This window comes from Planococcus sp. MSAK28401 (assembly GCF_018283455.1).
Classification (GTDB): Bacteria; Bacillota; Bacilli; order Bacillales_A; family Planococcaceae; genus Planococcus; species Planococcus alpniumensis.
In genome coordinates this window covers 2,457,042-2,478,353 of record NZ_JAAMTH010000001.1, presented here as the reverse complement: position 1 = coordinate 2,478,353, position 21,312 = coordinate 2,457,042, and the positions used below count along the sequence as shown (strand labels likewise).

The window sequence follows — 21,312 nt, the reverse complement described above, 5'->3', positions numbered from 1 at the left end:
GATATCAAGTGGCGCTGCGATGGCAGCGCTTTTTCAATTTCCGGATAAAACTTTTAAATAAGCACTTATAGCAGGAGAATAGACATTGCTTATTTAAGAGAATGATAATTTTATGAGTAAATAGGAGGTATTAAGGTCTATGTGAAAAGAAGGAGAACAAAGGTATAATATTTACTATATTCCAGAAAAAAGAGCGTTAAGAATCACTGACTAAATTTTTTGATGATTATAAAGTCCTCTTTCCGATAGGTTTATGCCGAAAAACATCAAAATATTTAGTTGAACAACAATTTTTTGGTTCGCCAAGTCAGGAGGTTTACCATGGCTATGTTCCCCCATATGAGTTTAATCTTTTTATCCATGGTCGTTTCCATCGCTACTAGCTACACAGTGTTGATCCTCATTGAATATGTAAGCAAGCGGAAACAGGCTATCAATCCGCGCACTAAGCTGCTTGCAGTGTTGGCTCTGGGCAGCGGTTTTTTTGGGATTCAATTGATTGGCATCCTGACCTTTATAGCGGAATACCGTTTCACTCCGCGTTTATGGCTGCTTGTGCTCGGGCTGATAACCGCTTGTTTATTAGCGGCTTACGTCTTAAAATTTCTGCCCAAAGGTATTGGGAGCCGTAGCGACATGGCAAAGCGAGTGCTCGTGACAGCCTTTTTTGTGAAGGCGGTCCATTTTCTCGGATTATCGGGAGTATTGAACGTCCAGTTTTCGGCGATTTCACCAGGCTATTATGCCATGTCGGCGATAATGGCGCTCGGGATCAGCTATTTCGGCTTCCGCTTTGTCTCACAATCCAATATTAAACAAGTGACTGAGAACCAACGGCTTAGAAATGCCGCTATCATGGGGGGAGTACTCACTTTACTTCATTACACTTCAACAAACACTTTCTATTCGAATATGGCTCTTCCGGAAGCAGCGGCAGATAGTATGTGGGTTATCAGTATCGCTGTTTTTGTGGCATTGATTGTGAGCTTGCTGCTTTTCTCTGCGACCAATCTGGCTTTGGTCGATTTGCATGCGTTCGAAACAGAGACAGGTTTGCTACAGCAGGTTAAAGCCAGCGAAAGCCGGTTCCGGACACTCGCATATACCGACCAGTTGACGGGCATTCCAAATCGCCATTGGTTTTTTGCCCATTGTCGGGAGTTGCTCGATTCTGCGGATGGAGAAGTTGAATCAATCGGTGTGGTACTGCTCGATTTTAATGATTTTAAATCAATCAATGAACTGATTGGCCAGGATGGCGGCGACCAGTTCCTGAAAAAAGTCATCGGGCGCTTGAAGGCGGTACTGCCGGAAAGCGTCACGCTCGCCAGGCTTGGCGGAGATGAATTCGTATTTGCGGTGCCAAATGTGAAGAAGCCTTATCTTGAGCAGCTTTGCCAAAAGATTTTGCTGGCCAGCGAGGAGCCAATCCAAATCGGGAGCCGGTCAGTGTCTTCTGGTCTCAGCCTTGGCATCAGTTGCCAAAAAATCACAGAACTTAATGAAGAGAATTTGATCAAGCAAGCCGATTTGGCGCTGTTTATGGCGAAAAGTGGCGGCAAGGAATCCTATGAATTTTTTTCCCCAGAACTTCTGGACAGCTCAATCCGGAAACAGGAAATAACGGCAGCGCTGCAGCAGGCTTTGACGAACGGCGAATTTTCGGTCCATTATCAGCCGCAAATCGAGTTGTTGAGCGGGCGTGTGATCGGCTTTGAAGCATTGCTTCGGTGGAATTCTGCGCTGGGCGCTGTACCGCCATCTGAATTCATTCCGGTCGCAGAAGAATGCGGGGCGATCCATTCGATTGGCGAATGGGTGCTCCGTGAAGCCTGCCAGCAATTGAATGCGTGGCGCCAGCAAGGCCGGCCTGATATCCACGTCTCAGTCAATGTGTCGGCCAAGCAATTCCTGGATCCGGAGTTTCCCGAAAAAGTGGCGCGCATTTTAACCGCAACGGGCGTCCCCGCTAAATGCGTGGAAATTGAAATTACCGAAAGCGTCATGATCGATCTCGATACTGCAGTTGGCTTGGTCGAGGAGCTGCAGAAAATTGGTGTCAAACTGGCTATCGATGATTTCGGTACTGGATATTCATCGCTCAACGCAATCAAGAATATCCAGATCGATACATTGAAAATCGATAAATCCCTGGTCGATGAAGTGCTCGGCAGCGAGCGCAGCATGGCGATTCTGGCGACGATTATCGAGCTTGGGAAAAACCTGGGGGCGGATGTTGTGGTTGAAGGGCTCGAGACGATCGAGCAAGTAAGCTTGATGAGAAAGTATCAAATCATCGGGCAAGGCTATTATTTCAGCCGGCCGCTTCCTGCCGATAAGGCGGCGAGAGTATGGGACAAGTATCTGGAGCAGCCGGACGGGCTATTCCGTGCACCGATTTTATATTGAATTATGAAAAGACGCAGCGATGAGCTGCGTCTTTTCATTTGAATGAAGATAGCGAAAATTTTTTGTGTCATGGATCCGTTGCTTTAGTTGGGGCTTCATCTTCCTATTCACCGAGCTGCTTTGGGTTGAGCTCTTGCCGTAAGCCAGAAAGAGCAACTGTCTTCCGGCATCGGCTCACCCTTGGCGCTGGGCGGCTAAGAGATGGCATTGATAAGTTCGAGTTCAATCGAATCTGCTTCTATATGACGTTGCCGGCTAGTGGGGGAATCGCTTCCCTGGACAAGTGTTGAGAAGATCGTGAGTGTTTGCATGTTGAACTGTTCCGTTCTTCTGTTTTGTTTCACCTAGGTAGTCGCCGCCTTGCTTCGGGTTGAGCTCTCGCCGTAAGCCAGAAAGAGCACCTGTCTTACGTCTTCGCTTCACCCGTGGCGCCGGGCGGCTGAGAAATTTCATTAATCAGTTCGAGTTCAATCAGATCTGCTTCTATGTGACGTTGCCGGCGAGTGGGGGAATCGCTTCCCCATTATGGCATCGGGCAATGATTGGTTATGGAAATAGGAGACGGGCCCAACTGATGAGCTGAAAAGGAGAGAGAGATCAATTCAGCTTTCCTATTAAGCCTTGCAATAGTCGAGCAGGATTTTCTTCAGCACTTGCTGCTGGGTTTCGGGTTGGATGTCTTTGTCCAAATACGAGATGGATGATTTAAGCGCAACATTGTTCGTGAAACTGGAGTAGCTATTGATGACCGTAATGATGAGCGGTTTGATGGAAATGGAATGGTTGATCGAGCCATCCGTGGCGCCGTCTTTGATGAGCGGTTCGAGCGAATCCATGATCTGGCGCTGTCTTGCCAAGTAGCGGTCAATTTCAGGAAGCGGGTCGCTGCGGAACGATGCGTAGCTTTCGAATGCTTCCCGGAAACGTGCGGATTTATACTGTTCGGCTTTTTGTGCGTCCAGTAAGGTATCGAGCAATTGTTCCAGCCGTTCGTATGCGCTGGATTTCATGGAAACAATGCGCTGGAATTCGATTTCCACAGCATCCAAAGAACGGATGGCGACTTCGACGATCAATTCGTCCTTTTTCGGGAAATAGCGGAAGACGGTCGCCACGCCGGCGCCTGCGCGTTCAGCGACGTCTTTCATTTGCACGTCGTTCAGCCCGCGTTCCGTGAAGAGTTCTTTTGCGGCTTCAACGATTTTATCGGTTTGCAGTTGTTTGTTTTCTTGTCGTTTTGATGGCATAACGATTTCACTCCTTGCTTTTAGTATAGCGCTTTAATTGATGAAATGGCGTGGTGGGAGTATACTTGAAATAAATTGATAGTCATACTATCAAAATTTAATTCGAGGTGATCACAATGAGGTTGGAAAACAGAGTCGCTATCATTACTGGTGGCGCGTCCGGCATGGGAGAAGCGGCTGTACGCTTGTTTGCGAAAGAAGGAGCGAAAGTTGTCGCTACCGATATTAATTTGGAAGCAGCGGAAAAGGTGGCGCAAGAAGTTAGGGAAGAAGGCTTTGAAGCTGTGGCGATGAAGCAGAACGTGGCCGATAAATCGGATTGGCAAGCTGTCATCAGCCAGACCGTCGAAACTTTCGGCAAGCTTGATATCCTCGTCAACAATGCAGGCATTTCCGTCGCTAAAGATTTTCTGGACCAGACGGAAGCGGATTTTGCAAAAGGCTTTGCGATCAATACGAACAGCGTCATGTATGGCATGCAGCTGGCGATTCCGCACATGATTGAAAACGGCGGTGGCTCGATTGTCAATGTGTCATCGATCGCAGCTTTGACTGGCATGTCCGGGGCTGGCGTTTATACGGCATCCAAAGGGGCTGTCCGGTCGATCACCAAAGCGGCAGCTGTCGATTATGGGAAACAAAATATCCGCGTCAATTCGGTGCACCCGGGATATATCGTGACACCGATGAGCGCAGAATATATGGAAAGCGATAAGTTCCGCCCGCATTTCCTCGCACAGATTGCGCTGCCTGAACTCGGCAACGCGCTCGAAGTCGCCAATGCGATGTTGTTCCTCGCATCAGATGAAGCGAGCCACATCACGGGCATCGAGCTTCCGGTAGACGGTGGCGTGACGGCGAAATAAATATGGATCCAGTTACCAAAAGACGCACCCTTGCTGCGTCTTTTTTAATTGGAAAGTGTAGGTCAGCTTGAATCTTCAAGGCGGTTTGCCGCATTGCGTGTTAATGAAAGTGGATTCCATATTCAGTGTTATAAAAAGAGAATATGGAATCGATTTATTTTTTTAGATATACATTTGCTTTTAAATGAAAAGTTTAACTAGTCTTTAACCTTGCAGGTGAATAATGCCAATAGATACAGAATATCGATGTCTAATTCTGATTGGTGGGGGTGAAAAGATGACGTTGGACATTCGGGTTCCAAGCATGGCGATTATTGAAACAAAAGAACTTTGGAACCAAACGGTAAAAGATTTTGCTGTCCAGGACGTTTACTATACTTATGAATACAACGAGTGGAATGCCAAACAGGAAAAAGGAATTGCTAAACTGGTGCATTTCCAAAATAGTCTAGGCAGTGTGATTTATCCTTTTATCGTCCGAAAAATTGATTTCGAGTTTGCCGGACAGCCTGTTTACGACATTACATCAGCTTATGGTTATGGAGGGCCATTGATCTCGGGGGACCCCGGGGTACTCGAGGAATTCGGCCAATTATTCGAAGAGTATTGCAAAAGAACACATATCGTATCTGAAATTGTGCGCATGCATCCACTTCTGGAGAATGCCCGTTACCTGGATGGCTATTGTAGCTTGCAATATATCCGGAAAACAACAGCAGTAGACTTGGCAGGTGAACTTTCGGCCATCCAACAGCGGTACAGCCACATGACGAAGCGTAATATCAAAAAGGCTTATTCCCATCATCTTTATTGCCGTGAGGTTGAAAAAAATGAGGAGCATACCGGCTTGTTTCTTAAACTTTATAACGAAACGATGCAGAGAAAATCGGCTGCAAACAATTATTATTTCAGTCCGGCACGCCTTAAAGACCAATTGGCGGATACGGCCATTTCCAAGTCACATTTGATATTCGTTTACCACGGAGAGCAGGTAATTGCCGCAGCGATATTATTCACGGCCGAACGTTTTGCGCATTATCATTTGGGAGCATCTGATGAAAGGTTTTTGAGCATGCGGCCGAATAATTTGTTATTCGATTTCATGGTAGCTTTTTCAAAGGGAAAAGGCTGTGAATTACTGCATTTGGGAGGGGGGTATCAAGAAGGGGATTCCTTATTCAAGTACAAATCGTCGTTTACCAACCAAAACAATTATGATTATTATTTGGGGACCAATATTTACCACGATTCATTATATGAGGAGCTTACAAAATTGAATGGCTGCACAGGGGAAAGCGGTTTTTTTCCATTATATCGAAAACCTTAACAAACGATAGCGAGGATTCATATTATGTGGAGGGAGTGGTTTTAATGAATATTCATGGAAAAAAAGTCATCTTGCGCGCTCTGGAAAAATCCGACATGGAGAGTTTGAGAAGTTTTCATAACGATCCGGATGTCGGCCAATTGCTGGGGGGCTGGTCACATCCTATTTCATCAGAGCAGCAAAACGAATGGTTTCATCGGCAGGCGCTCGATACGCAGAATTTGCGCTTTGCGATTGATACAAAAGAAGATGGTTTTATCGGCATTTCCACGATCACGAACATCGATCTGAAAAACCGTTCAGCTTATCATGGGATCATTATCGGCAAAAAGAATATGCAAGGGCATGGCTATGGCCGTGATACCGTCATGACCACGATGAAATATGCGTTTGAAGAACTTCAGTTGCATCGGTTGGATGGTGATATTGTGGAGCATAATATACCATCCTATAATCTTTTTATCCAAAAATGCGGATGGAAAGAAGAAGGCAGAATCCGCGAGCATGCATATCGCAACAATCGATACTATGATCGAATCATCGTGGGCATACTAAAAAAAGAATACGATGAATTGTGTGAGCAGCAGGATTACTGGAACCGCAAATCAGCTGGATCGCTGAACAGTGTTTAAAGCAGATAAAAAGGATGAGGGGGTGAGGGCAACCATGGAGCGAAAGTTGGAAGGCAAAGTAGCGGTAATCACTGGAGCTGCAGGTGCCTTGGGTACTGCCATAGCGGAACAGCTATTGGCAGAAGGCGCAAAGGTCGCACTTGTAGACTTTAATCAACAAGCTCTGGATAAATTGGTGCACCGATTCAACGATGTGGCGAATGTAATGGGCTTGGTAGCCAATCTCAGTAGAGAGGAAGAAGTCAAAAATTATGTGGAGCGAGTGGTGGAGCGCTGGGGAAGTATCGATGTGTTTATGAATAATGCAGGCATTATCGGGAAGACTGCCCCCCTCACCGAACAAACGAGCGAGGATTTTGACGCAATGATGAATTTGAATGTGCGCGGTGTTTTTTTAGGGATTAAATATGTCTTGCCAGTCATGATTGCGCAACAAAATGGCAGTATCATCAACACTTCCTCTGTTTCGGGATTAATGGGAAGCAGCGGGAATTCCCTTTACTCGGCTGCTAAGCATGCGGTCGTCGGATTGACAAAAACAGCTGCATTGGAAGTTGCAAAAGATTCCGTTAGGGTAAACTCGATCCATCCGGCTCCCCTTGCATCCAATATGATGGAAACTATTGAGCAATCGATAAATAGGGACGATCCTGCCCGGGTCAGGCAAACAATAACTTCGAGAATACCATTGGGGCGTTACGGTCAACCTGAAGAGGTCGCTAAGCTAGTCATCTTTTTGGCTAGTGATGACTCAAGGTTCATTACGGGAAGCCAGTATAGAATCGATGGCGGCATGGGGGCGCGATAAAACTATGCGCAATTACTGCGAAAAATCACGAGTCAACCTGCAACAAGCCCAAACTCACGAGGGATCGATAACTAAAAAAGCTGGCGGCGTATTGAAGCTGCCGGTTTTTTTAGTTTACGAAGGAATATTCTGTTAATTAAGGCCTGCAAATGGTAAACTGTCCGTAAACAGCAGGACCTACACCTCAGACAGATTGGGGAATGGCGGATTCATATGACATTCGGCATTCACAATCCGGGAGGTGAGCAAAAATGAACAATGAACTCGCACAGAAATCCATCGGCGAACTGGCGCCGCTCATCCAATCGAAGCCATGGAGTTGATGAAAGGGCATGCGCCGAAGCTTGAAAATTAAAATGTTTCATGGACAGCTTCCGCCGGCAGAAACCGGTTTGTGGAGCTGTTTTCCGTTTCAAAGCGCTTAACCGATTTTTAACATTTAGCAGGTATAATTTTCATACAACATTCCGTAAGCAAAGGGGCGGCTCAATCATGGCATTTTGGAGAAAACCACGGGAGACGGAATTGCTTCCACGCAATAAAGAGGATATCATTCGCGAAATGTGGAGCCCTAAAAAGACATCTGACCAATTATTCAATGTGAAATCGTACGGCGCTATCGGTGATGGCAAGGCTGATGACCGGAAAGCGCTGCAAAAAGCGATTGATGCAGTTTATGGCACATCCAAAGGCGGCAACCTGTTTTTTCCGCCAGGATTATATCGCATCAGCGGGCCGGTCGAAGTGCCGGAATGGGGGAGCGGTACAGCTGTTTCGTGGATCGGCCATAGCTCGGAGACGACACGCATTGTACCATCCGAGCCAATGGATTATTTAGTGCGCATGCGTGGTGGCAGCGGTTCTGTCAAAGGCATCCAGTTCATGGGGACGGACCCCGAAAACGGCTATATACAGCTTGTCAAAGTGTGCATGGTCGCAAGCGGGATCCGTGATAAATTGTTCTCGGGCGCTGCGTTTATGTGGGGATCGGTACATGGCCTGCAGATTCTAGGGGAAGGCAATAATAATTTATGCGTTTTCGACCGGCTGTGCCAGTTTTCCCAAAATGGCTCAATCATCGAAGGCAGCGGAGCGTCAGGGCAGGGGACGAATATTTCATTCCTGCAACTTGAGCCGGCCGCGCGTGATGTGCATGTCGGCGCATACTTTAAAGTGGGGTCGGGGGATGGGTCTGTCTACCACATCGACGAAGTCGGCCCACGCAGCGTCACTGTGTCGCCGCCTTTGAAAGAAGCGATTTTTCCGGGAACCCCGTATAAAATCCATCTGGGCTGCGGTTTACAGACGGACCGTGGCAGTGATAATAATGTCTACGGAATTTACGATTGCCATTTTGTCGGCAACGCAGCCACTGGCTTGATGGTGCGCGGGCTTTACGGCCACCATATACAGGGCGGTAATTTCGATTCGAACGGCATCGCCGGGATTCATATTGGCAGCGGCGCCATCAACACGACGCCTGCGTATTCCGGCACCATTAACCATAGCTATTTTGAAAATAACGGCTATGCGAATGTACTGCTCGACTATCCCTCAGGACTTAGCATCATCGAACCGCTCCTCGCAAAACCGAGCGACGGCGTGGGAGTCGGCATTGCCTCGATCACGTCTTTGTATAATGAAGAATACCACTACAATACGACGAGCATCCTTTACAATGGGCGATTGCATCAATATGTACCTGAAGGAGGACGCTCTTCGCTCGATATGAAAGACGAGCCGCGCGTGACAGTCAATAAGATCGATGGCGCGACTGAAGCTGAAACCGTCAAACTGCCGCCAGCGCCGACCCATAAATTCAGCGAAGAAGTAGAAATCTTCGTTGAACATAGCGGCGGACAGCAAGTGCGGATTATCTGCGACGACGCCAAGGTCAATAACCGGCCTGGCAATGAAGGCGTGATGGCGCCTGCAGGAATCGGCTATAAAATCATCGCCTACTACAATAGAGCGGATGAGAGCTGGATGGTTTCGTATACAGAGCCTTTGGATTAAGTAGGTTTTTATACCTGAATTTTCAGTTTTTTATTGACGAAACTTCTTTTAATTGGTATTTTTGTATTAGTAAAATTCATTTATTTAGTCGTTTCGAATTAGAACTTATGCGATATCTACACGATTTTGCGAAATGGAGGGTTTTAGATGGATGCAAAGAAAATTTTGATCCTGGGCGGCACATTCCATATGGTCAATGTGGTCGAGACAGCTAAACGCATAGGCTATTATACGATTGTCGCTGATAATATGCTCGGTTCGCCGGCGAAGAAAATTGCCGATAAATCGTATGATATCAACACTGCAGATATCCGAAAACTTGCTGAAATTGGCAGGAAGGAACAAATCGATGGCGTGTTCACCGCCTTTGACGATATCAATACATGGCATGCAGTCGCGCTGTGCAAAACGCTTCATCTGCCGTTTTATGCCACGCCTGCACAGCTTGAGATCACTTCGCATAAAAAACGTTTCAAGGAATATTGCCGGACGTTCGGTGTGCAGGTCATTGAAGAATACGATTGTGACCCAGTCCAGGGCCTAGAGTTCCCCGTGGTGAAATTTCCGGTCATCGTCAAGCCGGCCGACAGCTTTGCAAGCAAAGGCATCACGGTGTGCTATAAGGAAGAGGAGATTGCAAAAAAGGCAGTAGGGGGATCGAAATCGGCTTAGTATTCATCCAGACGATGTACGTGGGCAGGAAGATGTACACCTGCGAAATCGGCTGCCGTTTTAATGGAGAAGCAGCATTATCAGATTATCCACAAGCAGCCAGTTGGCCATCTAGTTGGAGATGCTATTGTAATCTCGGAGAAGACTCAGCTATCTGATTGGGCAATTCGGCTATGCGCAGATGCCGTATCCTACCGCCAATTTGCCGTTGTTACTCGGTCCGTGCACGATTACGAAAAGTCGCGGAATAGAAGCAACGACTGCAATCCCGGAAGTAATGTCTCGTGTTATGAAGCGTCCTGAAGATGGCCGGACATGATCATGGCCCGTTTCCAACCGGTAAAAGTGGGGGTATCGTAATATAAGCAAAAAGCAGTGGAAGGAAGAATTTCCCCTTTTTTTTGTCTTTACATCGGCATTAAAAAGCGCAGGACCCAAATATTGGGCCCTGCGCTTTTTCTATCCTCGGTATAACGGGAAATGGCCAATGTTTTCAATGCCAAATTGGAGTCTTTTCAGCTCGGTCAGCCTACCGTACATATCGCTGTTACGAATACGTTTGCCAGTCAAGATTTCAAGCGGTTCCGTTTTGGTGAAACGCCTTTTAAAGCGGTAGAGCGCATCGGTTGAGGCATTCCCCAAATGAAATTGCGAAAACCCGTGTTCCATGCCATAGCGGCATGCTTCCGACAAGATCAATGAATTTCCGGCACAGCGAAAATGATCAGGGTCATCGGCGGCCAAATGGTAATGCATATAATCGCCGTGGTGAACAATCAACGCGGAAGAAATGGTCTTGCCGGCGTATTTCGCATTGAGCAGGAATTGCTTGCCTTCTAGGTATCTAAAGGATTCCTTCAATAATGCCGGATTGAATAGAGAGTGATCCGGAAACTCGTTGCGGTCGGCGGTGAAGCTATACAACCGGCAAAAATCATCCAAGCTGACTCCTGTAAAGTCATATTCGACCGTCACTCCGTTTTTCTGTGCCCGGCGCACTTGTTGGCGGGCAGCAGCGGAAAATTCATAACGGAAAGGGTCGTCGATGGTTAAGTCGATGTACATGACGATGCCGCGCATGTCGAGGCCGTAGAGCGGAAAGAAATCTTCAGCATTCTTGACCCATGAGCTGAAGCGGACGTATTCAGAAACAATGTGCTGCTGTTCGCAAAAGTCCTGGAAAGCCGCGTCAAACTCGTCGATCAAGTTACGGCGCTTTCCTTCTTCGGCATCAAGAATGACAGGGCCGCTTTGGCCGAATGCAGTAATCGTATCGAACCAGCCTTCTACTAGCGGTACCGGACGTTTGATGAAAGGGTGGATAATGTGGCCGAGCTCACTTTTCCATTCGAATTGCTGGTATTCCCCTCCTGCATGTGCAGCGTATGCTTCGTTCCATTCGGGCGTAAAGAAGATGTCCGGCACCGCTTGCCTAGTTGGTACTGCCATGGCTCTCTACCTCCTTAAAATAAACGAAATTCTTGTTCCTTCCACCTTAGGGTTTTCGGGTTAAAAAGAGGTAAAGATTTTTATGTGAAAATTATATTTTTTCAGATTGACAAGACAGCACTCTGGTTGGTAAATTTGTTCTACAAATTAAGGCGAAAAACGATAGGTTTTCGGCGATCAGAGAAATTTCTAGTCAATAATACCCGAAATGATTGAAGGGGGTGTTTCCTGTGCGACAACAAAAAAAGCTGCTCATTCTTGGCGGCATTACACACATGATCGATGTAGTCGAAACTGCGAAAAACATGGGACTTTATACGATTGTTACCGACAATCACGAAGAATCGCCGGCTAAAAGACATGCCGACAAAGCTTATCCCATTAGCACCGCAGACATTTACGCCTTGGAAGACATGGCGCGACGTGAAAAAATCGATGGGGTTCTGACGGCTTTTGACGATATCAACACATGGAATGCGCAATTGCTGGCAGACCGGCTTGGATTGCCATTCTGCGCAACCAAAGAACACTTGGAAATAAGTTCCAATAAAGACCGGTTCAAGGAATTTTGCCGGAGATTCGGTGTTCCGGTAATCGAGCAATACGAAAAGGGAGACGGGGTGCCGGTTCGCTACCCGGTCATTGTTAAACCAGTCGACAGCTATGCGAGCAAGGGAATTACCGTATGCCAAAATGAAGCGGAATTATACGAGGCAACCGAAAAAGCCAAGCGCTTTTCACGCCATGGCCGCGTTCTTGTCGAACGTTTTGTCGATACAAATCATGGCGTCGAAATGTACTATACCTTGCAAAACGGGGAAGTTATCTTATCTGCTGTCACGGATCGTTTTGTCTACAACCAAGGGCGGCAAAGCCCGCCGCTGCCGGTCGCTACGATTTACCCGTCGAGCCATCTCGCTGAATTCATCGCGCTTCATGACGCCAATATTCGGGAGATGTTGAGAGGCATGGGGCTCAAGAATGGGCTAGTGATGATCCAATCGCTCTATGATGGCGGGGAATTCTTTATGTACGAGATGGGATATAGATTGAGCGGGGAGCAACATTACCAGGTTGTCAAACGCCAAACCGACGTCAATTTACTGGAAATGATGATTGACTTTGCAGTCGGGGAAGATATCTCAAAATATGATTTAAGCAATTTCGATGATGGGTTTATCCGTTATCCATCTTGTAATTTGTCAGTGCTCCTTGGCCCGGGAACTGTCCGTGAAATCAAAGGGGTGGAACAAATCCTGGATTTTCCATCAGTGATTTCCTGGGTGCCGACACGTGAAGTGGGCGATGAAATCACGGTGACCGGCTCCTATTCACAGATGCTGGGGCGTTTCAATATCGTATGCCAAACGATAGAGGAACTGAATGGAACGATCCGCGAGATTAACCGGACGCTCGAAGTCGTTTCGGAAAACGGTGAAGATATGATACTCGCCCGCTATCTGGCAGGGGAAAAAGTGAACTAAACCGCAGCAGCTGCTGCGGTTTTTTTCTTTTGGATCATGAAGGGCGGGTTCTCTTTAAAAAATTGTAAAATATACGACTGATGGGATAGAACAAAGCTGTTTTTAAAAATTGATGCAAAAATGTATGTGGAAGAGATTTCGCTGCAAGTCAACAATATTGACGCATGGCTCAAACACATCGATGTACTCATATACTTCTCCACAGAAAAAGAGGCTTCCATTTGGAAGCCTCTTTGCTATTTGGAATAAGTGGTGACGAATGATGGGCGCGGGAAGATGTTCGGGCGTTTGTCGATGCCTTCCGATGTGCCGCGTTTTTTATGTGCGTGCGAGTAAGCTTGGGACGACTGCCAAGTAGTAAAGGCGGATTCGTCTTCCCACATCGTGAGAATGACATAAGTGTCGGAATCGAGCGGCCGCAAGATGCGGATCGCTGCAAAGCCCGGTTCTTTTTCAACGAGCCCGGCCCGGTTTTGGAAACGGGATTCGAATAGTTCGCGGCCTTCTTCAGTGACTGGGATATTGTTGAAAACGGCGAAAGCCCCGACTTCAAGCTGCCCTTTTTGGTCCAGCACCTCATAAGCTTCGACCTGTTCACCAACTGGGATTTCCTGTTCATTGATGGCTACTGCATCACTGCCGCTTGTTAAAACGAACCAGCCATTTTCTTTCAGCGTATCGGTTTCTTGTTCACTGCCAAGCCATTTATAAAGCTTCATCGGTTTACACCTCTTCTTTAAAAATTCTATATTCCCTATATTAAGTAAGTTATTTCATTTTCGCAAAGAATGTTGTCTCTTTTTCGGGCGTTTTTGTCTATATATACGGCTGGAAAAAATAGACTTGTTTAACCTGGCTTTAACCTGGGGCTTTTAGTATAGGTGCTGTTAAAGGGTTTCGCTTGGAAATGAATGTATGGGGTAGCAGGAAAGCTGGGAGCCGTTGGAGAGAAAGAGCACGCAACTTACCTTACAAGGAGAAAGAAGGAAAGGGCTATGGGGGATCTGTATTTCGATGAGCGGTATGGCAAGTTGTACGAAGAAATCGAGAAAGGCATATGCAAAGTATTTGAATTTGATCATCCGCGTGGGCGCATCCGGCATCTATTCATCAAGCGCGAAATTCCGATATTGCTCGGGCCTGAACGCTACTTCGATATTGTCACGCCCTATGGATACGGCGGCCCGCTGATGACAGGCTGTGCGCCGGAACATCGGGAAGAACTGGCATCCGCTTTTATGGAAGCATTTGCTGCATATTGCGAAGCAGAAGGCGTGGTCAGTGAATTTATCCGGTTCCATCCGGTTCTTGGCAATGCGCAGGATTTCGAAAAGAGCTACGAAGTTCGCTATTTGCGTGATACGGCCGGAACGTCGATCGCGGCTTATGACAATCCGGTAGAAGCGGAGTTCAGCGCATCTGCGCGCAAGAACATCCGCAAAGCGTTGCGTGAAGGAGTCGAATACCGTGTGACACTCGGGCCGCATGATCTCAAGGCTTTCCAGCAGATTTACTTTGCGACAATGGACCGCAATCGAGCAAATTCTTTCTATTATTTTAATGATCGGTATTTTACGCAATTGCTGGAGTCGTTCAGGCAGCAGCTTTTACTGGTTGAAGTGCTTTATAAGGGTGAAGTGATCGGCATGGAGCTGCAATTTGTCTACAACGATTTGATCCATATGCATTTGTCCGGAACGTATGAAGCGTTTCATCACCTGTCACCGGTGTATATCATGCAATACGCCACAGTTCTATGGGCTAAAGAAAATGGCATCAATCTTCTTCATGGGGGAGGCGGGCGGACCAATAGCCCGGTGGATAACTTGTTGCGGTTCAAACAACAATTCGCGCGACACACGAGCTTTTCATTCTATAGCGGCCAAAAGGTTTGGAATGAAGACATTTACAACAAACTTTGCAAAGAGGTCAACATCCCCCCAACGGATGAGTTCTTTCCTGCTTATCGGAAACGGCCGGCTAAAGAAACGAGTGAGGTTCAATAACGAGAAAGCAAAGAATTAGCGGATGAAAGATTTGTATTTGGAAAAATTCTAGTGGATTACATGAAGTGGCGGAACACGGCTGATGCCCCGAATGATATAACGAAGAACAATTTGTCGCTAAGTGCTGGAAATATTTTGCAGGCTGGATGTATACATCAAGGGGCTTAAACGATTACGGCCTTTAACGGTCAACTAGGAGAAAGAGAATGCTGACCGCCACTAAGGCGCAGCCAACGCCAAGGAAGATAACTTGTTCTGGTTCAAGTAGCCATTCGGAATCAAAGCTTCTGCTTCCCGTAGCAAAAAGCCTGTGAAAACGAGCCGCCTCCAAGCGGCGCATGATGAAAGGAAGTGTATCCATTGAATGACCTATTTTTTGAAAAAGCGTACGGCAAGCTTTACGAAAAGATGGAGCACGGTGTATGCCAAGAATTCTTGTTCCGGAGCGTACACGGTGAAATTAGGCATCTGTTTATCAAACGTGAAATCCCAATGCTGATTCATGGCGAGAAATGGTTCGATGCCATTACCCCATACGGCTACGGAGGGCCGCGGATCATGAACTGTGCTGCAGGATGCCAATCCGATTTGGTTGCTGCTTTTGAACAAGCATTCCGAGAATACTGCAAAAGCCAACGCATCGTCAGCGAATTTATCCGCTTCCATCCAATCTTCGACAATGCCCGCGACTTCTCGAATTGCTACGACATCCAGTACCAGCGTGAAACCGTGGGCACGACACTTGAAGGATTCGATGATCCGGTTTCAGCAGAGTTTTCAAAATCCGCCAGAAAAACCTTGCGCCGTTCCCTGAACGCAGGTGTCACGTCCCGTATCACCGTAGCACCTAGCAACCTTCGCCGTTTCAAGGAAATCTATCATGAAACGATGAGCCGGGTTCATGCCGATTCCTATTATTTCTTTGATGATACTTATTTCGATAGCTGCCTGCTGAAATTCGCGGACAAAATTATTTTGGCAGAAGCCATTTATGAAGGGCAAGTGATCGCCGCAGAGCTGCACTTTTTGTATGACGGCATTATGCATACGCATTTATCGGGCACTATCCAGAAATTCCATCAATTGTCGCCGATTTATGTCTTGCAATATGGTGCCGTGCGGTGGGGAAAAGAAAATGGTGTCAAATTGATCCATGCAGGTGGCGGGCGTACGAATGACGAGGAAGATCCCTTGTACAAGTTCAAGAAGAAGTTCGGCCAGCATACAGGCTATCGCTTCTATACCGGGCAAAAAATATGGAACGATAAAATTTACGAAGAGCTGTGCAAGAAGTCGGGAGCCAATCCGGAAGATTCTTTTTTCCCGGCTTACCGTGCAAATGCCTGCAAGCAATTGAGCAGTGTATGAAATTGAAAAAAGTCAGCAAGCGCCCGCCGCGTTTTGGCGGGTGTTTTTAATTGCTTCGATAGTGATGGAGAAAATTCACATGAAACGTGCAGCCGGACATGAGGAGTTATCCGTTTTTTCTTGATGAAGCTTGTGTGCTGAGCCTCTGCCGCTGGCTACACGATGAAGTTGCCTGGACGTGCCGCACAAAGTTTTTTTATAAGGCGTAAACAGTTTAACCCTCTTTTAACCTCTGCCGACTAGGATTAACAACAACAAGATTCGGTCTGTGCCAGATGTAAGGAGGAAAGCCGCAGCAAATAGATCGCAGGACCATGATCAACTGCATCAGAGTTTCGGGAGGGGATCCTTGCTTCCAGAATGAACGCAAAAGAGGTTGAAACTATGGAAAAAACCGTTATCTCCATCATGTTCATAGTTGTTGTAACGAAGGTTATGGGATTTTCACGCGATATATTCCTTGCCTATTTTTACGGAGCCAATGGCCTTACAGATGCTTATTTAATTTCCACCAATATCTCCACTGTCATCTTCGCATTCATCGGCATGGGCATTGCGGCCAGTTATATTCCTGTTTACACGAAAATTTTTAAGGAGCGTGGCAGTGAGCCGGCAGAAAAATTCACTGTAAATGTTACCAATGCAGTGATGTTGCTAACAACCATCTTGGTATTCCTGATTATGTGCTTCACTACGCCAATCGTGAAATTGTTTGCATTTGGTTTTGAAGGTGAAACTTTGCGCATAGCCGTAATATTTACCCGCATTATTTCAGTCACGTTATATTTCACCGCATTAATTTTTATTTTCACAAGCTACTTGGAAGTGAAAAATCGTTTTCTTACAACAGAATTAAGCGGATTACCCCTGAATATCGTATTGATTGCCACCATTGCAATCAGCTCCTGGCTTGGGCTGTATGTACTGGCAATAGGGACTGTAGTTGCGGTTGTTGTCCAATTTTTAAGCATGGTTCCCGCTATTAAGAAAAGTGGTTACCGGCACCGATGGATACTCGACTTTAAAGATCGGGATTTGAAAAACATGATGGTTCTTGCCATTCCGGTAATCATCGGGGTATCAGCTGATCAAATAAATGTTTTGGTGGACAGGACAATCGCTTCACAGATTACAGAGGGTGGAATCTCTGCCTTAACTTATGCACATAGGCTGGTCTTTTTTGTCCAAGCGATATTTGTGCTAGCCATAGTTAAAGTCATGTTTCCAAAAATTTCAAAATTAGCTGCAAGAAAAGAGATAGGGGAACTTAAGAACGTGGTAGGAAAGGTTGTTACGACAGTATCGGTCATCGTTATTCCAGCGGCGGTCGGGATGATGGTTTTTTCTAGGCAGATTACAGAGTTGATGTTTGGCAGAGGAGAGTTCGATGAGTTCGAAATTGAGATGACTGCTGGTTTGATGTTCTTTTACGCGCTTGGCCTGCTGGGGTTTGGCTTGCGGGAAGTACTGGCGAAAGTATTTTATTCATTGGAAGATTCGCGAACGCCCATGATCAACGCATTCGGCGCCATGTTTTTGAACGTCGCATTGAACTTGGTGTTATCGCGTGTCATGGGGCTGAACGGCCTGGCGCTTGCGACCAGTATTGCGGCAATCGTCAGTACGGTCCTTCTATATGCATCTCTCGTCCGGAAAATCGGTTCGCTCAACAGCAGGAAGCTGATGGCCGATTTGGTGAAAGGCATTCTGGCTGCAATCGTCATGGGCATTTCGGCCAAAACGGCCTTTACGTTTTCCTTGCTGGCGATGGGCGATATACCGGCATTATCCATCGGCGTCTTAACGGGCGTATTGGTGTATGCCAGTATGCTGTGGATGCTGCAATTAAGCGATATGGCGTATTACAAAGCCCGGTTGATGGCATTGGCCAGACGTTGAAAGAAAGGGGGGAGGTTCATGATTTATGTACTAGGATTTTTTGCCATACAGATTCTCGCAACATTTTTGATCAAAGATTTTCTTCCGCCAGGTGATGGATATGCAATGCTCCTTGTCTTTACCGGGATCATTGCCATTTCCTTATATCTATACCGCAATTTGAAGAATGAATGGCTGTTCATCATATTTGCCGGGTTCGCGGTGCGGGTAGCCGTTTTATTTATCGATTTGTATGTTCCGTCGATCGGGATTTTCTCGAGTGGAACGGATACGGAGTATTTCCATGAAGTATCGGTTTTGGTGGCGAATGGGCAATACCCGCTCGACCAGACCCATACGGTTTATGTGCCATTTTTATCAGGCCTCTACTACATGATTGGAGATCAGCGGGCTTACTCGCAATTCCTCAACATCGCTTGTTGGGTATTCTCGGCCGTATTCCTTTTCAAATCATTGAACTATCTGCAAATCGAGAAGAAATTAAGCTTTATCGCCTTGCTCATCTTCACGCTGATGCCGAACAGCATTTTCATGTCGAGCATCCTGCTCCGGGAAGCGCTGATCATTTTCTTCACGACCGTTTCGCTTTATTATTTCCTGCGCTGGATCGGCGAGAGGTCGTTCCTGCAATTCGGCTGGGCAGTGGTGTTGTCGATTCTGGCAATGATGTTCCATACCGGCATGATCGGATTGCTTCTCGTCTATATCGCATCATTCGTCTGGCTGGAGCGCGCGAAGATGGGCAGGAAAATATCCACGCCGCTTATCTATCTGTTATTTGTCGGAGGGATCTTGTTTATCGTTTTTCAAAATGCCGACGTCTTCTTAAGTAAATTCGTTACGGAAGAAGGCGGGACGGTCGATTATGAAATTTTCGCTGAGGGCGGTTCGGTTTATTTGGCAAGCTTCAGTGGTTTGTCCGGTATAGCAGCACTGCTCGTCGCGCCGCTTAAAATGTTCTACTTCCTGTTTTCCCCACTTCCGCTCGATTGGCGGGGAGGTGCAGATATGATCAGTTTCCTGTTTGATTCGAGCGTTTACTTATTCCTGATCGGTGCGACATTGTACGGGCTCTATCGGAGCGAAATGCCGGTCCGGACAAAAATATTCATCTTGCTAGTAATCGGGATGACCGTTTTCATCTACTCATACGGGACGCAAAGTGCCGGTACGGCGATGCGCCACCGCAATAAGATCATCCCGCTATTATTACTGTCTTACGCCGCAGCGAATAGCAAGCAATTGGTGGAATTCACCAAAATGAAATGGCCAGGCAAGAAGGGGGAGAAGGTGGGCTCATGATGGAAAACTTGAAAATCGCGATAATCGGGGCCGGCGAAACAAGTTTGTTGGCAGCCAAAGCATTCGGCACCGTTTATCCAGTCATCGTATTCGATCCGGATCGTTCCAAAAAAGCGGAATTTGACGAAAATGGCATTGTTTTTACCGATCAAGCTAGTGAACTGGCAGACGCCGGCATCCTCCTGATGACTGGTTCGAAGCGTCCAGCGTATAAATTGGACGCGCTTTCGGACTTGTGCCGAATTGTCGGAATGCATATGAAAAAAGGATCGGTGCTCATTTTCGAAGCACCGGTTTATCCGGGCACCACAGAAGAAATCTGTATCCCCCTGCTCGAGCAGCATTCCGGTTTTATCGCCGGGAAGGAATTCTTCGTTGGGTTTGCGCCTTCTAGGTGGCAAAGCAGTGAAGCACAACGCAAGCAGGGGAAAAGTCGCAAAGTAATCGCTGGCCAAAGCGGCCCAGTCATCGATTATCTTGCCGATCTATTCACCCCGATCCATGATGGGGGCATTTACAAAGCAAAGTCAATCCGTGTCGCTGAAGCTGCACAATTGCTTGAAATCGCCCAGAGAGAAGTGAATATCGCATTGATGAATGAAGTGGCAATGAGCTTGAACCAGCAGGGAATCGACACGCATGATGTGTTGGAAACAGCCAATACGAAGCGGGAATTTATCAAATTTGAACCTGATCTCCTCGGTGACCGATCTGTGCTGAGATATGGGATGGGCCATATCTGGTGCAAGGGCGAGCAGAAAGGGCGGCAAGTAGCGCAGCGGATCATTAAGAAGTTGATTCAAAACGAAGTCGTCATCCATGAAGCACGCATTACGGTGCTAGGCATCGCGAAACAAGACGAAACAAATAGCGCGCCGGAAGCCGGAGTGCTGGAACTCGTCTCAGAGCTTCAGGAATACGGCGTGGATGTCCAGGTTGCGGATGCCCAACTTGAACAAGCGGAGGCAGAATGTACGGGAGGCATTTTCTTGACGCGGCATGCGGAACTGCTTCCGGCGGTTTCGGTCATACTCGCGGTGCCGCACGAAGTTTACCGGAGAGCAGGGTGGAAGTTATTCGAGCCCTTGCTTGAAGGCAATGAAGGTTATGTCTTTGATGTCAAAAGTACACTCGAACGGGATGAGAAGCCGGAGAAGGTGACATTATGGAGAATGTGAGGAGGGGTCAGCCCATGATAATTGGAGACTTCAGTGAAGAAAAAAAGCAGCCGAAGCGATGGGATGCGGTGGTGAGATTTATTGAAGCTGTAACCGCCGCTTTGATGTTATTGGGCTTATCGCCATTATTGCTGGCAGTCGCCATATTGATTCGCCTCGAGTCTAAAGGGCCGGCCATGTTTACCCAGCAGCGAGGCGGGCTTTATGGGCGCCATTTCACTATCTACAAATTCCGGACGATGGAGCATGGGCGAGATAACAAGCATGACCACAGCACGCCGTTTGACGGCGACCCAAGCATTACCAAGGTCGGCAATATTCTCCGGAAAACTAGCATCGATGAATTGCCCCAGCTGATCAACATCGTTAAAGGCGATATGTCATTCATTGGCCCACGCCCGACCGTCACCGACCAGACCGATAATTATAACGACTACCAGAAGCAGCGGCTGACGGTGAAACCAGGTGTCACGGGCCTCGCGCAAGTCAGCGGCCGCAATAGTTTAAGTTGGGATGAAAAAATTGATATCGATATCGACTACATCAATCGCAAAAGCTTGCGGCTCGATTTGTATATCTTAATGCAGACGGTGGTCAAGGTGTTTCGGACCGAGGAAATCTACGGAAAAAACTGAGCGGAGGTTAGTGC

17 protein-coding genes are annotated in these 21,312 nt (G+C 47.0%); 14 read left to right on the top strand and 3 right to left on the bottom strand.

The window, feature by feature from the left end:
* Positions 1–321 precede the first annotated feature (321 nt).
* On the top strand, positions 322–2,409 hold the full coding sequence (locus tag G3255_RS12610; RefSeq protein WP_211654782.1) for a putative bifunctional diguanylate cyclase/phosphodiesterase: 2,088 nt from the start codon (positions 322–324) through the stop codon (positions 2,407–2,409).
* A gap of 614 nt (positions 2,410–3,023) precedes the next feature.
* Here G3255_RS12610 and G3255_RS12605 read toward each other — a convergent pair.
* Positions 3,024–3,656: a TetR/AcrR family transcriptional regulator gene (locus G3255_RS12605; RefSeq protein WP_211654781.1), complete on the bottom strand. Its 633-nt coding sequence runs from the start codon at positions 3,654–3,656 to the stop codon at positions 3,024–3,026.
* Between the two features lie 116 nt (positions 3,657–3,772).
* On the opposite strand from G3255_RS12605, the gene G3255_RS12600 reads away from it, so the two are divergent.
* From G3255_RS12600 to G3255_RS12575, 6 genes are all read left to right on the top strand, one after another.
* Positions 3,773–4,522, top strand: coding sequence for an SDR family NAD(P)-dependent oxidoreductase (locus G3255_RS12600; protein ID WP_211654780.1), 750 nt, complete (start codon positions 3,773–3,775; stop codon positions 4,520–4,522).
* Positions 4,523–4,799: 277 nt separating this feature from the next.
* On the top strand, positions 4,800–5,849 hold the full coding sequence (locus tag G3255_RS12595; protein WP_211654779.1) for a GNAT family N-acetyltransferase: 1,050 nt from the start codon (positions 4,800–4,802) through the stop codon (positions 5,847–5,849).
* Positions 5,850–5,893: 44 nt separating this feature from the next.
* Positions 5,894–6,481 carry a GNAT family N-acetyltransferase gene (locus G3255_RS12590; RefSeq protein ID WP_211654778.1) on the top strand — a complete coding sequence of 196 codons (588 nt, stop codon included), beginning with the start codon at positions 5,894–5,896 and terminating at the stop codon, positions 6,479–6,481.
* A gap of 34 nt (positions 6,482–6,515) precedes the next feature.
* Complete coding sequence (locus tag G3255_RS12585) at positions 6,516–7,289, top strand: SDR family NAD(P)-dependent oxidoreductase (RefSeq protein WP_211654777.1); 774 nt, start codon at positions 6,516–6,518, stop codon at positions 7,287–7,289.
* A gap of 492 nt (positions 7,290–7,781) precedes the next feature.
* Positions 7,782–9,305, top strand: coding sequence for a glycosyl hydrolase family 28-related protein (locus G3255_RS12580; RefSeq protein ID WP_211654776.1), 1,524 nt, complete (start codon positions 7,782–7,784; stop codon positions 9,303–9,305).
* A 147-nt stretch (positions 9,306–9,452) separates the two neighbouring features.
* Positions 9,453–9,977, top strand: coding sequence for an ATP-grasp domain-containing protein (locus G3255_RS12575; RefSeq protein ID WP_211654775.1), 525 nt, complete (start codon positions 9,453–9,455; stop codon positions 9,975–9,977).
* Between the two features lie 459 nt (positions 9,978–10,436).
* Here G3255_RS12575 and G3255_RS12570 read toward each other — a convergent pair whose 3' ends face one another.
* Positions 10,437–11,426: a GNAT family N-acetyltransferase gene (locus tag G3255_RS12570; protein ID WP_211654774.1), complete on the bottom strand. Its 990-nt coding sequence runs from the start codon at positions 11,424–11,426 to the stop codon at positions 10,437–10,439.
* A gap of 230 nt (positions 11,427–11,656) precedes the next feature.
* Here G3255_RS12570 and G3255_RS12565 point away from each other — a divergent pair, with 230 nt between their 5' ends.
* Positions 11,657–12,910 (top strand): ATP-binding protein, encoded by a 1,254-nt coding sequence (locus tag G3255_RS12565; protein WP_211654773.1) that lies wholly within the window; start codon positions 11,657–11,659, stop codon positions 12,908–12,910.
* A gap of 236 nt (positions 12,911–13,146) precedes the next feature.
* On the opposite strand, the gene G3255_RS12560 is transcribed toward G3255_RS12565, so the two are convergent.
* Complete coding sequence (locus tag G3255_RS12560) at positions 13,147–13,629, bottom strand: antibiotic biosynthesis monooxygenase family protein (protein WP_211654772.1); 483 nt, start codon at positions 13,627–13,629, stop codon at positions 13,147–13,149.
* 276 nt (positions 13,630–13,905) lie between these two features.
* Here G3255_RS12560 and G3255_RS12555 point away from each other — a divergent pair, with 276 nt between their 5' ends.
* The 6 genes from G3255_RS12555 (at position 13,906) to G3255_RS12530 (ending at position 21,298) form a co-directional block, all read left to right on the top strand.
* On the top strand, positions 13,906–14,916 hold the full coding sequence (locus tag G3255_RS12555; RefSeq protein WP_211654771.1) for a GNAT family N-acetyltransferase: 1,011 nt from the start codon (positions 13,906–13,908) through the stop codon (positions 14,914–14,916).
* Positions 14,917–15,276: 360 nt separating this feature from the next.
* Positions 15,277–16,284, top strand: coding sequence for a GNAT family N-acetyltransferase (locus G3255_RS12550; protein ID WP_211654770.1), 1,008 nt, complete (start codon positions 15,277–15,279; stop codon positions 16,282–16,284).
* Between the two features lie 384 nt (positions 16,285–16,668).
* Positions 16,669–18,183 (top strand): murein biosynthesis integral membrane protein MurJ, encoded by a 1,515-nt coding sequence (murJ, locus tag G3255_RS12545; protein ID WP_211654769.1) that lies wholly within the window; start codon positions 16,669–16,671, stop codon positions 18,181–18,183.
* 18 nt (positions 18,184–18,201) lie between these two features.
* Positions 18,202–19,485 carry a glycosyltransferase family protein gene (locus tag G3255_RS12540; RefSeq protein ID WP_211654768.1) on the top strand — a complete coding sequence of 428 codons (1,284 nt, stop codon included), beginning with the start codon at positions 18,202–18,204 and terminating at the stop codon, positions 19,483–19,485.
* Positions 19,485–20,663, top strand: a complete 1,179-nt coding sequence (locus G3255_RS12535) for a UDP binding domain-containing protein (RefSeq protein WP_211654767.1) — start codon at positions 19,485–19,487, stop codon at positions 20,661–20,663. Before G3255_RS12540 ends, G3255_RS12535 begins: the two co-directional genes overlap by 1 nt.
* A 14-nt stretch (positions 20,664–20,677) precedes the next feature.
* Positions 20,678–21,298, top strand: a complete 621-nt coding sequence (locus G3255_RS12530; protein WP_211654766.1) for a sugar transferase — start codon at positions 20,678–20,680, stop codon at positions 21,296–21,298.
* Positions 21,299–21,312 lie beyond the last annotated feature (14 nt).